The organism is Halodesulfovibrio oceani subsp. galateae (assembly GCF_055397225.1).
This window is the reverse complement of sequence record NZ_AP042453.1, coordinates 3318536-3332963: the sequence shown is the minus strand read 5'-3', so window position 1 is coordinate 3332963 and position 14428 is coordinate 3318536. Positions and strand designations below refer to the sequence as shown.

13 protein-coding genes, 2 tRNA genes and 1 rRNA gene are annotated in these 14428 nt (G+C 45.2%); 13 read left to right on the top strand and 3 right to left on the bottom strand.

Annotated features, from left to right (window positions below):
• Position 1 precedes the first annotated feature (1 nt).
• Together ACZ5V1_RS14690 and queA are read right to left on the bottom strand one after the other, a co-directional pair.
• Positions 2-229 carry a 4Fe-4S dicluster domain-containing protein gene (locus ACZ5V1_RS14690; RefSeq protein WP_020001130.1) on the bottom strand — a complete coding sequence of 76 codons (228 nt, stop codon included), beginning with the start codon at positions 227-229 and terminating at the stop codon, positions 2-4.
• A gap of 145 nt (positions 230-374) precedes the next feature.
• The gene (gene queA / locus ACZ5V1_RS14685; RefSeq protein ID WP_464389465.1) at positions 375-1493 is read right to left on the bottom strand and encodes a tRNA preQ1(34) S-adenosylmethionine ribosyltransferase-isomerase QueA; all 1119 of its coding nucleotides are present in this window, start codon (positions 1491-1493) and stop codon (positions 375-377) included.
• A gap of 155 nt (positions 1494-1648) precedes the next feature.
• On the opposite strand from queA, the gene ACZ5V1_RS14680 reads away from it, so the two are divergent.
• The 7 genes from ACZ5V1_RS14680 to ACZ5V1_RS14650 all read left to right on the top strand — a co-directional run bounded on the left by ACZ5V1_RS14680 (position 1649) and on the right by ACZ5V1_RS14650 (position 8903).
• Entirely contained in the window at positions 1649-2218 is a 570-nt protein-coding gene (locus tag ACZ5V1_RS14680; RefSeq protein ID WP_464389464.1) for a hypothetical protein, read from the top strand.
• On the top strand, positions 2218-3426 hold the full coding sequence (gene coaBC, locus ACZ5V1_RS14675) for a bifunctional phosphopantothenoylcysteine decarboxylase/phosphopantothenate--cysteine ligase CoaBC (protein WP_464389463.1): 1209 nt from the start codon (positions 2218-2220) through the stop codon (positions 3424-3426). The genes ACZ5V1_RS14680 and coaBC overlap by 1 nt, the downstream gene beginning before the upstream one ends.
• Positions 3408-4256, top strand: a complete 849-nt coding sequence (locus tag ACZ5V1_RS14670; protein ID WP_464389462.1) for a hypothetical protein — start codon at positions 3408-3410, stop codon at positions 4254-4256. Before coaBC ends, ACZ5V1_RS14670 begins: the two co-directional genes overlap by 19 nt.
• A gap of 289 nt (positions 4257-4545) precedes the next feature.
• On the top strand, positions 4546-5904 hold the full coding sequence (locus ACZ5V1_RS14665) for an NfeD family protein (RefSeq protein ID WP_464389461.1): 1359 nt from the start codon (positions 4546-4548) through the stop codon (positions 5902-5904).
• 32 nt (positions 5905-5936) lie between these two features.
• Positions 5937-6698 carry a slipin family protein gene (locus tag ACZ5V1_RS14660; protein ID WP_464389460.1) on the top strand — a complete coding sequence of 254 codons (762 nt, stop codon included), beginning with the start codon at positions 5937-5939 and terminating at the stop codon, positions 6696-6698.
• Positions 6699-6769: 71 nt separating this feature from the next.
• Complete coding sequence (locus ACZ5V1_RS14655) at positions 6770-7777, top strand: NAD-dependent epimerase (RefSeq protein ID WP_464389459.1); 1008 nt, start codon at positions 6770-6772, stop codon at positions 7775-7777.
• 346 nt (positions 7778-8123) lie between these two features.
• Positions 8124-8903, top strand: coding sequence for a ParA family protein (locus ACZ5V1_RS14650; protein WP_464389458.1), 780 nt, complete (start codon positions 8124-8126; stop codon positions 8901-8903).
• A gap of 15 nt (positions 8904-8918) precedes the next feature.
• Here ACZ5V1_RS14650 and ACZ5V1_RS14645 read toward each other — a convergent pair whose 3' ends face one another.
• A complete protein-coding gene (locus ACZ5V1_RS14645; protein ID WP_464389457.1) occupies positions 8919-9359 on the bottom strand; it encodes a hypothetical protein in 441 nt (146 codons plus the stop codon).
• 85 nt (positions 9360-9444) lie between these two features.
• Here ACZ5V1_RS14645 and ACZ5V1_RS14640 point away from each other — a divergent pair, with 85 nt between their 5' ends.
• From ACZ5V1_RS14640 to ACZ5V1_RS14615, 6 genes are all read left to right on the top strand, one after another.
• The gene (locus tag ACZ5V1_RS14640; RefSeq protein WP_464389456.1) at positions 9445-10338 is read left to right on the top strand and encodes a ParB/RepB/Spo0J family partition protein; all 894 of its coding nucleotides are present in this window, start codon (positions 9445-9447) and stop codon (positions 10336-10338) included.
• Positions 10339-10419: 81 nt separating this feature from the next.
• Positions 10420-11433, top strand: a complete 1014-nt coding sequence (locus ACZ5V1_RS14635) for a bifunctional heptose 7-phosphate kinase/heptose 1-phosphate adenyltransferase (protein WP_464389455.1) — start codon at positions 10420-10422, stop codon at positions 11431-11433.
• A 226-nt stretch (positions 11434-11659) separates the two neighbouring features.
• Entirely contained in the window at positions 11660-12046 is a 387-nt protein-coding gene (locus ACZ5V1_RS14630; protein WP_464389454.1) for a hypothetical protein, read from the top strand.
• 429 nt (positions 12047-12475) lie between these two features.
• A 16S ribosomal RNA gene (locus ACZ5V1_RS14625) occupies positions 12476-14017 on the top strand.
• Positions 14018-14181: 164 nt separating this feature from the next.
• Positions 14182-14258: transfer RNA gene (locus ACZ5V1_RS14620), tRNA-Ile, on the top strand.
• 11 nt (positions 14259-14269) lie between these two features.
• Positions 14270-14345: transfer RNA gene (locus tag ACZ5V1_RS14615), tRNA-Ala, on the top strand.
• Positions 14346-14428: the final 83 nt, after the last annotated feature.

The window sequence follows — 14428 nt, the reverse complement described above, 5'->3', positions numbered from 1 at the left end:
GCTACTTCTCCTTTTTCTCTTCGCGATAGACCTTGATAACAAGGTCAGGGCAAATAAGCGCACAGGAAGTACAACCTGTACAGTTTTCCATGTCTTCTGCTTTTACCTCAGCCACTTTATACCCTTGCTGGTTAAAGCGGGAGGACTGGCAGATAATTTTCTTTGGGCAAACGGTAGAACAGAGCATGCAGCCCTTACACCGTTCTTCGCGGAATTCAACGCGCGCCATGTGTTCACCTCGACTTTATAAGTAAGATCAATATTTTGCCGTATGTTAGTTCGCAACGAACGGCTTGTTTATAGAGTAACGCGGACAATTATGTCAAAAGTGGGAGTGTATTACAATACCCATTATAATAAACATCTTCAAATGGTTAGAGAATCAGCATTGAATCCCCGTAACTGAATACGCGGAAGCCTTGTGATATGGCATCGGCGTACCCATCCAGAACGCGCTGCTTTGAAGCGAATGCGCTAATCATCATAAGCAACGTAGATTCCGGCAAATGGAAGTTAGTGATCATGTGATCCACAACATTGAATTTGTATCCGGGGTAGATAAAGATATTTGTCCACCCTTTGAACGGTGCAATGCTGCCTACTTCTCTAAAAGCGCCTTCCAATACACGGGAAGAGGTTGTTCCAACTGCGATAACTGGACGACCTTCTGCTTTTGCCTTGGCAATCTTTTGTGCAGTTTCTTCTGACAATTCAAGAAATTCTTTGTGCATCGCGTGTTCGCGAATATCATCACAACGCACTGGTGAGAAGGTTCCGTACCCAACGTACAGAGTTACTTCTGCCCATTCAATTCCGTTTTGTGAAAGCTGCTCACGCATTTCTTCAGTAAAGTGTAGACCGGCAGTTGGCGCAGCAACGGAACCAAGTTGGCTATCGTCTGCGTAAACTGTCTGATAGCGATCTTTATCCGCTGTGGTGTCCTCGCGTTTAATATACGGAGGCAGCGGCAGATGCCCTTGCTGTAAGAAATGGTCTTTCAGTTCACCACGCCAGTTTATGGTTGCTTCGCAACGTCCAAACTCAGCGGTTTCTGTGACTTCAACCCACAAATCATCGCCAAATTCTGCTTTGGTGCCTACTTTTACGCGTTTAGACATACGCATAAGGCCCTCAACAGTGGCGCTTTTCCACTCACCTTGCTCTACTGGTTTAACCAGCGGGAGCGGGGTAAGCATAAGAAATTCTACTTTACCGCCGGATGGACGGTTTCCGAACAGACGAGCAGGCAGCACTTTTGAGTTATTAACTACAAGTAATGCATTTTTTGGTAGATACTTACCAAGGTCTGAAAACATTGCTGCATGGTTCTCGCCGCTTTCTTTGTCGATAACAAATAAACGAGAACTGCCGCGCTTATCGGACGGATGTTGAGCTACCTGATCTTCAGGGAGCTCGTACGTATATGCTGAAAGCCTGAAATCATCAGGAATTGTCTGTAAATCTTTTTTGGTACAGTGGCTATCGCGTTCCATTATTAATAATCCATTCTCTGTTATTTAGGGATGGTGGAAAATTGCGGTTTATCTTGCATTGCGCTATTCATATCCCACGTAACATTATATACATGATGTGCACTCCATGTGCCTACACCTGAACTCTATAAGACTCAATCATAAAGGAGCGGCCAATGCGAGCCCGTCTATTTTTTTCCATCGTAGCTCTTTGCGTGATGCTATCCGGTTGTTCTCTTGCGAATAAATCCGGATCAGCGCAGCCTACAGGTGGAGCTCAAGCGCCAGTTGAATCTAAATTCATGTACTACAACTTCCCAGATGTTCGTGTTCCTACCGAGATGAAAGCTGATGAATCCGAGATGTTTGTTCATGGTATGGGTAACAAACAAACTGGTGTGCTAGTTTTTTCCGGTAATGTCGATTTTATGTCGCTTACAAATGCGATGATCACGACTATGCAGCAAGATGGATGGGAACTGCGTTTCCAGTTCGCCTCTCCGCGCACCTTACTGCTTTTTATCAAACCAACCCGTTTTGCTATTGTGAATATTACTGACACAAGCTCATTTAGTACTGATTTGGAAATTTGGGTTTCCCCGCGTCCAGAGCAGGATTCTATGACGATGGAAAAGCCACTTCCATTTATTGATATGCCTAAATCATCTTCAATGAGTACTCCAAGACCGAAAACTTCCGTAGCGCCGGTATCAGATATGCTGACTGAAGAAGGATTGGATAGCTAGTGAAACCACATACAGCTTTTACAGGCTTTCTTGGTAAGCGTATGCATATTGGTATCAGCGGTTCAATCGCTGCATATAAAGGGCTAGACTTACTTAGAATGTTTAAAGATAGCGGTGCAGATGTCGGAGTTACTCTTACAGATTCTGCCCAGCAGTTTATTACGCCCCTTAGCTATGAAGCTCTTGGGGCATCGCCTGTTTTTTCTAAAATGTATCCCGTGGGTGATGATGTTTTCGGGCATCTCATGCCGGGTGAAGCATGTCATGCCTTTGTAATCGCTCCTGCCTCTGCCACAACCCTTTCGCGTCTTGCTAACGGTCTGGCAGACGATATGCTTTCGTGTCAGGCATTAGCGTTTCCAGAGAAGTTGGTGATTGCACCAGCAATGAATCCACGCATGTGGCACAATGCAGCTACGCAGGAAAATGTAGAAAAGCTGCGTCGACGCGGGCATGTGATTGTTGAGCCGGGATGCGGACGCACCGCGTGCATGGAAGAAGGACAGGGGCGTTTAGCGCCTGTTGAAGATATCTATTTGCACGGACTTCGCGCCATGTCACCACAGGATATGGCTGGACAGACCGTTATGATTACGCTTGGGCCTACCCGTGAAAAATGGGACGGTGTGCGTTTTTGGTCTAATCCTTCATCCGGAACAATGGGTGCTTCTTTTGCTGTTGCCGCGTGGTTGCGTGGTGCAGATGTTCATGCAATATGCGGAGCTGGTACTCCGGAGTTGCCGTCTGCCATTACACGCCACGACGTAACCAGTGCTGCTGAAATGTACCAAGTTGCTGATTCCTTATGGAAAGATATGAACATTGGTGTGTTCACAGCAGCTGTTGCAGATTATGCTCCAGTGCCTTTTGGTGATTCTAAATTTAAAAAGGGTGGAGATGATCTCACTGTTTCCTTTACACGGACAGTAGATATTCTTAAAACCCTCGGCAATGCAAAGCGCGATGACCAGCGGGTTATCGGATTTGCAGCAGAGACTGACAACATTCATGAGAATGTTAAGAAGAAGCTTGTTGCAAAGAGCGCTGATATTGTTGTTGGAAATAATGTTGCTAAAAGTGGTTCCGGATTCGGATCTGCGACCAATGAAGTCTGTATTGCCGATCGAAACGGCAGGCAGGAAGATTGGCCAGTAGCCCCAAAACCGGAAGTTGCATGGAGAGTTTTTGATTGGCTGCTTCAACTGTAGTTCTTAGCGAACAAATACGTCCATGGCATAATGCCGGACTTCGCTTTCTTTTTGATGAGGATGGTTCCATTGCACAGGCAATGACTGACGCACAAGCAGCAGCTTCTGCACAGCCAGCGCCAGCTGTACAACCTGTCTCGTCTCCAGTTGCGCCTGCGCAGCAGGCACCACAGCAATACCAACAGACTACTCAACAGCAGCCAGCACCAAGGCAATCGCAACAACAGCCCCAGCAAAAGCCACAGGCGGCACCTTCTGCCCAAGCATCACAGCAGCGTCCGCAACGCCCTGCCCAGCAGGCACAACGTACGCCAGCGGTGCCACCGCGCGCCATGCCGTCTCTTGTTATTCATCCGACCAATAAATCGCCGGAAGAATGGCCGCAGCAGTGGCAGAATTATTGGAGCAAGGTTCAAATTCCAAGTCCGGTTGTTTGGACATATTGGGCTCTTGGCGACGATCTTTCAGGACATGCTGATCCGAAACGCCGTGAAGTGTTGAAAAAGCTTATTAGCAGTCTTAACCTTCCGCGCGGAACCAGTTCGTTCTGGCCAGTTGCAGCAAGTGGTGAAGTGGCAGATGATTTAACACCTGCACCGGAAATTTTTCTTGCAGGACTTAGACGTTTGCGACCGCGATATAGTGTTGTCTTCGGATCAAAAGCTTTAAAAAGCTTTATGCCGGATTCCACGTTGCGTCCGTATCTGTTTACACAGTTTCTCGGACACAGAGTTATCGCGCTGCCGGATGTTGATTACCTTGTTCGATCGCCAAATATGCTCGCACCTGTGTTTGCATATCTTCGAACTGCGATCCGATTGACAAAATAGCTGTAGGGATTTTTTCCTCGTGAGGAATTTCCCTCTTCTTTGTTATTCTGTTGTGAAGTGGTCAAATTAAAATACTGATCGCGGTTTTTCATTATTTAGTCATTCATTATGAACTCCCTCTTCTTTTTAAGAAGGGGGAGTTTTTTTGGGCGTGTTTCACGTGAAGCTTTTTTGTTATTTATAAAAAACAATTTATTTTTCTCCCATACTGGTATTATCTCGTAATAGAATTACTATTGTAATAGTTCTTAGGAATTATTCCTCTTTAGCTCCTATATAGGGGGTCAAAATGAGCCATTTGCGTTTTATTGCCATTATTAGCCTGTTTGCGGCGTTTTTAGCCTTTTTGCAAACAAACACTCTATCTGCTGAAGAAAAATCGCCCATAGAGACCTCTCAAAATGAGCAAAATTCTACTGTGAAAGTTTTGCATTACTCAATTGAGGGTGGAATCGGGCCAGCACAGGTAGAGTTAACTGAAAGCGTCCTACGTCAAGCCGAAACAGTAGGGGCTCAGTTTGTAGTGCTTCAGTTGGATACTCCGGGGGGTCTTGTGTCTTCCATGCGGGACATTGTAAAAGAAATGTTGAACTCATCCATTCCAGTTTTGGTTTGGGTTGGACCTCGTGGTTCCCGTGCTGCCAGTGCAGGTGTATTTATAGTCGCTGCTTCTTCGTTTGCAGGGATGGCTCCACAGACAACAATGGGAGCAGCGTCACCTGTTGATGTCGGAGGCAAAAATATTGATTCGACCATGAGCAAAAAAGTTGTGAATGATCTTGTCAGTCTTATTCGTACCGTAGCAGCAAGGCAAAACAGAAATTTAAATTGGTACGAAGATGCAGTGCGGAGCAGTACGACAATCACAAGCGAACGGGCAGCTACTGCCAGAGTTGTGGAAGTGGTTGCACCATCTGTACAGGATTTCCTTATTCAAGCCGGCAAGCACGGAATTGTATCACTTGATGGCACAGTACATTTTTCTCCAGATCAATTGGAGATAGTCGAATACGAACCAACATTCCGATACAATGTGCTGTCATGGCTTATTGATCCACAGATTGCGTACCTGCTGCTGCTTGCAGGCGTTGCCTGTCTTTTTATCGAATTTACACACGCCGGAGCTATGATTCCGGGAATTATCGGTGCATTTTGCTTACTTCTTGGCTTGTACGCCATGTCTATTCTTCCAACAAATATAGCAGGTCTTCTTCTTATCCTATTCAGTATTGTTCTTTTTGCTCTAGAAATCACAGTTACGAGCTACGGGTTGCTATCTATGGGAGGGGTAGCAGCGCTCCTTATTGGGTCATTGATTCTGTTCCCGGAAGAAGGCGGGCATATGGCGTTGCCAATCTCACTTATCCTCGGAACAACAGGATCTATTGCTGTAATTATGAGCGGGACTGCATATCTCGCAGCAAAAGCTTTGAGGAAAAAGCCAGCAAGTGGTCTGGAAACGATGATTGGTGAAAAAGCTGAAGTAATTTCGTGGAAAGGTACAAAAGGGAAAGTTTTTATATACGGAACTCTCTGGTCTGCAAAAGTAGAGAAAGAAAAATATCCTGATGGGCTTGAATTGGAAAACGGATCGCTTGTGATCGTTAAGTCCATTGACGGACTGACTGTGACCATTGATATCGAATAAATTTGGAAAATTAAAAGTAAACAGGAGAAGTTATGTATACGATTTCAGCGATAATTGGTGTTATTGTGGTCTTCTTAGTCCTGTCGATTCGAGTTTTGAACGAATACGAACGGGCAGTTGTTTTTCGTCTTGGCCGCGTTCTTCATTCCAAGGGGCCGGGGCTTATTATCCTCATTCCTGTGATTGACCGAATGATTCGTGTTTCTTTACGTGTATTAACTCTGGATGTTCCATCTCAGGACGTTATTACCCGTGATAACGTATCTGTTCAGGTAAGTGCGGTTGTATATTTTAAAGTTGTCGAACCTACAAAATCCATCATTGAAGTTGAAGATTTTCTCTTTGCTACATCACAGCTTGCCCAGACCACATTACGTAGTGTTTGTGGTGGTGCTGAGCTTGATGGGCTTTTGGCGCATCGCGAAAAGATGAATATGCAGATTCAGGATTTACTCGATAAACAGACCGCGCCTTGGGGTATTAAAGTTAACTCTGTTGAATTGAAACATATCGATTTGCCGCAGGAAATGCAGCGCGCTATGGCGAAACAGGCTGAGGCAGAGCGTGAGCGTAGAGCGAAAGTTATTAATGCAGAAGGTGAATATCAGGCAGCAACAAAGCTTTCCGAAGCCGCAGAAATTATTGCTCGCCATCCTCAGGCATTGCAGTTGCGCTATCTGCAAACCATGCAGGAAATGTCCAGCAATGCTGGGGCAACTCTGATTCCAATACCACTAGACATTGTGACCAAACTCATGCCACAAAAAGGCGTTGAACCAACTGACAATAAATAATTCTGAGCACAAGGACTACCAAGCCGGCAGCTCGGATTACATAAACATTACAGCACCGTTAGGAGCTTTGAATGCATATTCTTGTAACTGGAGCTGCCGGTTTTATCGGCTCTGCACTATCCCAGCGTTTTCTTGCTGCAGGTCATTCTGTGGTTGGTCTTGATAACTTGAACGATTACTACAGCGTTCAGTTAAAGAAAGATCGTATCGCCCCTCTCATTGCTAATCCAAATTTCCGCCACGCTAATTTTGATCTTGCCGATCGCGTATCAATGCGCGAGATGTTTGCCGCTGAAAAGTTTACCCATGTTGTAAACTTGGCGGGACAGGCTGGCGTTCGTTACTCAATCGAAAATCCAGATTCATATGTTGATGCTAACCTTGTTGGTTTTGGCAACATCCTCGAAGGTTGTCGTCATAACGGCGTTAAGCATCTTGTGTATGCATCATCCAGTTCAGTATATGGTTTGAATACAAACATGCCTTTTGATACCCATAAGGCCGTTAACCATCCGGTTAGCCTCTATGCTGCAAGCAAAAAAGCAAACGAGCTTATGGCGCACACCTATAGCCACCTTTACGGATTGCCTACAACCGGTCTTCGTTTCTTCACTGTGTATGGCCCATGGGGTCGTCCAGATATGGCGCTTTTCTTGTTCACTAAAGCTATCCTTGAAGGTAAGCCGATTAACGTGTTCAATCATGGTAAAATGAAACGTGACTTCACCTACATTGATGACATTGTAGAGGGCGTTGTTCGCGTTACAGACAGAACAGCTGCACCGAATCCTGAATGGGATAGCAATAATCCAGATCCTGCATCCAGTTCTGCTCCGTATCGTGTGTACAACATTGGTAACAACAACAGCGTAGAGCTTGGTCGATTCATCGAAGTTCTTGAAGAAAAGCTTGGCAAAAAAGCTGTTAAAAACATGATGGAAATGCAGCCTGGTGACGTAGCAGCTACCTATGCAAACGTTGATGATCTTATGAACGATGTAGGCTTTAAGCCGAATACACCAATTGAAAAAGGTGTTGGTGCTTTTGTGGATTGGTACCGCGAATACTACAAAGTTTAGTTCAACGTTTCACGTGAAACAGAAAAGCAGCTCTCAATTGAGGGCTGCTTTTTTTGTGCATGTACATTGTCACGATAAACCGTGTTTCACATGAAACATGAAAAAAGTTTAAATAAATTTTCTAATTAGTTTACCGTCGTGAATCTAGTATAACGGGGGAAATGAGATCTCTTTTACCTTCAAGGTTACATTGATGAGTGTTGACATAGACACAATAATTTAACTAGCAATGTAAAGTTACTACGCAGCGTTGTATTTAGAGAGGGTGGGACAGGGTGTTTTTGCGACGTTTCACGTGAAACATATTGCAAAATTATCCTACTTTAACTGTACAAGAGAGGTTCATGTGGCACGGATTATTGCTGTAGCTAACCAAAAAGGTGGAGTAGGTAAGACTACGACATCTGTAAACTTGGCAGCGTCTTTGGCTGTAATGGAAAAACGGGTTTTGCTCGTTGACTGTGACCCCCAAGCAAACGCGACAAGTGGGATCGGCCTTGATGCGGATAGTTTACCCAGCAATTTGTACCAAACCTTCTTTACACCAGAAAAAGCGTTGCACGCAATTTATCCTACTCGAACCCCGTATCTTTCCGTACTTCCTGCATCAACGGATTTGGTAGCTGTTGAGCTGGAACTGGTTGATAAGATGGGACGCGAATACTATCTGCAGGATGTACTTAACAACGTGGCCTCACGTTTTGATTACATCATTATTGATTGTCCGCCTTCACTTGGGCTTATTACCTTGAACGCTCTTTGTGCTGCGCAGGAAGTTCTTATTCCACTTCAGTGTGAATTTTATGCGTTGGAAGGTATCGTAAAATTATTGCAAACATATGAGCAGGTCAAAAAGCGTTTGAATACAAACCTCTCGCTTCTTGGTGTTGTGCTTACTATGTTTGATACGCGGAACAAGCTTTCTGCTCAGGTTAAAAATGAAGTAGAACGTTGTTTCCCGGAGCACGTTTTCAAGACGATTATTCCTCGAAACGTACGTCTTTCTGAAGCTCCAAGCTACGGAAAATCAATCATCCATTATGATATCAAATCAAAAGGCGCAGCAGCATATCTTGCACTTGCTAAAGAAGTAGCAATGCGAAATGCCCCTGCGCCTGTCAGATAGGTTTAGTCGAAGTAGCTATTCAGGATAGATACATTCCGGTTCACAAGATTCACCGGATTGTGTTGAAGCCTCAAGACAGATGTGATCTTTAAAATGCTTTTTACGCACTGTGCCACCACATTTTTCGCAATGAAAAACGAGCAGGCCGCTTAATGAAGCATTTGTGAGATGGAAGATTCTAGGTGTATCCTCTTCCCAGTTTTCAGACTTGGCACCACATGCTCTGCATGTAACTTTTGGGTTGAAAGGGTACTTAAAATCCCAGTAGTCTTTAAACGTCTGCCAGTCTTCAAGAGGTTCTTGATGAATCTCAGAAGCAGGTTTGTCCTGAGCCTGATCAAGAATCTCTGATATTTTTTTCCCAGCTTTTTTCCAAATTTCAGGGCTAAGCAATACGCCGTGCAGGTTACCTTTACTGTCGTAAAGCTGCTTAACATGGGTTTCATATTCTGACATTTCAGCCTCCAATAACGTGTCGATTTTTTGTGAGTGTGAATATCCAAGAGTCGTGTTCAAAAGACATATTGTCAAGGAGATATATATGGCGGGCGCACAGAGAGGGTTAGGTCGAGGGTTAGATGCACTGTTTAAAAATACAGAAACTGTAGAGGATAATGAAAGCCCGAATATGCTTCCATTACGTCTTCTTCAGGCTAATCCAAACCAGCCTAGAAAACAGTTTGATGATGCTGCGTTGGAAGATTTGGCAGCTTCAATTAGAGAAAAAGGTGTGCTTCAGCCATTGCTTGTTCGACCACGGATCGTAGGCGGCCAAAGTATCTATGAAATTGTTGCAGGCGAACGTAGATTCAGGGCAAGCCAGCTCGCGGGTATTCGCGAAGTCCCAGTAGTCATCCGTGAACTTGATGATATGGAGACATTGGCAATCGCGTTGATTGAAAATTTACAGCGTGAAGATTTAACACCGCTCGAAGAAGCAAAAGGTCTGCAAGAGTTAAAAGATCAGTTCAACCTTTCTCAGGAAGAGTTGGCTAAACAGGTTGGTAAAAGCCGTTCTGCCATTGCAAACACATTGCGTCTTCTACAGCTTCCAGATATGGCACAGAACGCGTTATCAACGGGAACTATTACAGCAGGGCACGCACGAGCCATTCTCTCCGTTGATGATGTTGCCCAAATCGATTTTCTTGGTATTATTGTCTCTCAAATGCTTACCGTGCGCGAAGCTGAAGCTTTAGCAGCTTCATGGAAGCAGCATAAGAGCTTTAAAGCTCTTGAAGAGGTAAAAAAAGAAAATCCGAAGGCTGAAAAGCCTGCGGTATTAAAAGAATTTCAAACCCGCTTAAGCAACCTTTTTTCCAGTAAAGTCATTATGAGCGGTACTGAGAAAAAGGGCAAAGTAACGTTGGCTTATAGTACAGAAGAAGAGCTTCACGAATTACTTAACAAGCTGGGTATAGAACAAGCAGGATAGCGCTGAACCTGTGGGCGCAATGCACATGTGACCACGTAAGGCAAAAATGACAGCGTCATTATTCTGGGGATGACATTATATATGGTAAATAAAGATACACTTGCAGGGCGCGTTGAAAGCTTTGCCGGATCAAAGGTACTTATCATCGGTGACATCATGATAGATGAGTACTTGATGGGTAGCGCAGATCGAATTTCGCCAGAAGCACCAGTCCCTGTTGTCCACGTCAGCAGCGACAGACATGTCCTTGGCGGAGCAGGTAACGTCGCTAAGAACGTTCGCACTCTGGGCGGTGCTCCAAAGATTATTACTGTTTCCGGTGCGGGAATGGGAGCTGACCTGTTGAACGCTTTGCTGGATTCAGAAGGGATCGAGCATGATATTCAGCAGATAGGGACTCGTAAAACAACCCGTAAGACACGAATTCTTGCGAGTAATCAGCAAATGATTCGTATCGACCGTGAAGATACTGCAACTATTTGTGGTGAAGATCTCGATAAGCTTATGGATCGGGTCGAAAGCTGCATTGCAGAGTATGAAGTAGTCATTGTTTCGGATTACGGTAAAGGCATAGTAAGTAGAGAGTTTATGGAGCGCTTGAGCTTTCTGTGCGACGCGCAGGAAAACCGGCCAAAGATTTTTGTCGATCCAAAAACTCGAAACTTCAAGTTGTACCAGAACGTATTTATTCTTACACCAAACTCCAAAGAGACAAGCGAAGGTGCAAATCTTCCAGTTGGGAGTCGTGAAGAAATTCTTGAAGCAGGACGCGAAATTTTCCGCCTTCTGGGATGTGACAAGCTCCTCACTACATTGGGACCGCTTGGTATGGCACTGTTTGATGATGACAATACAGTGTGGCATGTCCCAACAATGGCGCAGGAAGTATTCGATGTAACTGGTGCCGGTGATACTGTTATTGCCACAGCAGCCCTCGCGGTTGCAGCCGGTTGTACACTTGTTGATTCATGCGTACTTGCAAACTATGCAGCTGGTGTTGTCGTTGGGCATGTTGGAGCTGCGTCTGTAACGCCTGAACAGTTAATAGAAACAATTCATACTTTGCCTTTACCACCTGTTGAAAAATGGACTTAAATTATAGTTAAGTGTACTACTATTCTGGAACGTTAGTTCAGGGATATGTTTTATACTTATGTCGCAAAGCGGCATACTATCAGTTGATAGTCACAATAAGCATAAAAAAAGCCCGGAGTTTGTTCTCCGGGCTTTTTTTGGTACGCACATGAAGATGATAAGAATTCCATTAGTACGCACTATACTGTTATGCGTCTGTGCGCTGCTCATTACAGGGTGTGCATCAATGTCCAAGCTCAAAAATTATAGTGCTAATGAATTGTATAGAGGATATTTGGCGAAGGATAAGGTTATCCTCGCTCTTGATGGAAAGATCATTCATGTGGAAGGTAGAATAACTCGAATTGACCAGAGTAAGCTTAATGACATGTTTATAGAGCTTAATTCTCGAATTATTGTGATTCTGCGAAATGATGAGATCATTAAGATCTCAAAAATCGGATTAAAAAATGGCGATACTATAACAATCGTCGGTAATTTTGACGGTGAAGGCGTATTGTCTAAATGGCTTACGAACGCCGATAACAGAGTGCTTGTTATCGAAAACGCACAGATCATCGATAAAGACTGCTGGTATGATCTCGAAAACTTCGAAAACCCGCTGTTCTTTTAGAATAAATTGAATTTTTATTACTATATAAAAAATCTGTCATTATAAATAAAATCATACAGTTATCTGTTAGTGCTATGAGTTTTTAAGAAAAGAACACAAAAAATCTCAAAAACATGTTGACGAAGAGGGCTGGTTTACATAGAACCTCTCTCGCTGCAACGAAGCGGCCCGCACGGGTCGGAACGAAGCAGATTGTTCATTTTCAATTAACGACGCAAAATCGAAAGACAACTTCTTCGAATTTAAATTCAAAAAGAGGTTGACTCCCGAAGTGAGATAAGGCAAAACGCTTTTCGCACCTCGGAAGACAACTGGTCTTTTGTCGTCGCTTTGAAACTCTTTGACAATTAAATAGCGAATCGGATTGATTTAGAGATCAGCTAGCGTTGTTCGTTGCTTCGGTAACGGACAATTCAATACAGAATTATTAAACTGGAGAGTTTGATTCTGGCTCAGATTGAACGCTGGCGGCGTGCCTAACACATGCAAGTCGAACGCGAAAGTCTCTTCGGAGACGAGTAGAGTGGCGCACGGGTGAGTAACGCGTGGATAATCTACCTATTGGTACGGGACAACAGTTGGAAACGACTGCTAATACCGTATACGCTGGAAACGGGAAAGGGGGCCTCTTCTTGAAAGCTCTCGCCAGTAGATGAGTCCGCGTTTCATTAGCTAGACGGTGGGGTAACGGCCTACCGTGGCAACGATGAATAGCAGGCCTGAGAGGGTGGCCTGCCACACTGGGACTGGAACACGGCCCAGACTCCTACGGGAGGCAGCAGTGGGGAATATTGCGCAATGGACGAAAGTCTGACGCAGCGACGCCGCGTGGAGGATGAAGGTTTTCGGATCGTAAACTCCTGTCAAGAGGGAAGAAACCTATTAAGAATAATACTCTTAGTAATTGACGGTACCTCTAGAGGAAGCACCGGCTAATTCAGTGCCAGCAGCCGCGGTAATACTGAAGGTGCAAGCGTTAATCGGAATCACTGGGCGTAAAGCGCTCGTAGGTGGCTTTGTAAGTCAGATGTGAAAGCCCACGGCTCAACCGTGGAATTGCATTTGATACTGCATCGCTAGAGTATAGGAGAGGGAAGTGGAATTTCTGGTGTAGGAGTGAAATCCGTAGAGATCAGAAGGAACACCGGTGGCGAAGGCGACTTCCTGGACTATTACTGACACTGAGGAGCGAAAGCGTGGGGAGCAAACAGGATTAGATACCCTGGTAGTCCACGCCGTAAACGATGGGTACTAAGTGTCGGAGGCTTGACCTTCGGTGCTGTAGTTAACGCGTTAAGTACCCCGCCTGGGGAGTACGGTCGCAAGGCTGAAACTCAAAGAAATTGACGGGGGCCCGCACAAGCGGTGGAGTATGTGGTTTAATTCGATGCAACGCGAAGAACCTTACCCAGGCTTGACATCCTGCGAATGTCCTAGAAATTAGACAGTGCCCTTCGGGGAATGCAGTGACAGGTGCTGCATGGCTGTCGTCAGCTCGTGCCGTGAGGTGTTGGGTTAAGTCCCGCAACGAGCGCAACCCCTATCCTTAGTTGCCATCAAGTAATGTTGGGCACTCTAGGGAGACTGCCCGGGTTAACCGGGAGGAAGGTGGGGACGACGTCAAGTCATCATGGCCCTTACGCCTGGGGCTACACACGTACTACAATGGTGCATACAAAGGGTTGCGATACCGTGAGGTGGAGCTAATCCCATAAAGTGCATCCCAGTCCGGATAGGAGTCTGCAACTCGACTCCTTGAAGTCGGAATCGCTAGTAATCCTGGATCAGCATGCCAGGGTGAATGCGTTCCCGGGCCTTGTACACACCGCCCGTCACACCACGAAAGTTGGTTCTACCCGAAACCAGTGAGCTAACCAGCAATGGAGGCAGCTGTCTACGGTGGGGCTGATGATTGGGGTGAAGTCGTAACAAGGTAGCCGTAGGGGAACCTGCGGCTGGATCACCTCCTTTAAAGAAAAAAAATCCGATTCGCTATTTAATTGCAAAGAGTTTTGCGTTGACCAACTTATGGTCGCATGCTCTTTACAACTAAATGACACAGCAACTTCCTAATGAGGAAGACTGCTGTAACTAAAGTACCGCCGGCAGGCGATTCTTTTGTCATTAGGCTGAATGGGCCTGTAGCTCAGTTGGTTAGAGCGCACGCCTGATAAGCGTGAGGTCGGAAGTTCAAATCTTCCCAGGCCCACCATCTACCCAAGTGGGGGCGTAGCTCAGCTGGGAGAGCACCTGCCTTGCACGCAGGGGGTCAACGGTTCAATCCCGTTCGCCTCCACCATTTTGGTGGAACAGCTTACAGTTCTTTTACAAGTAAATTTTTGGTAGTGGTCATTACTTAAATGATAAGTAGTGGTAACAATC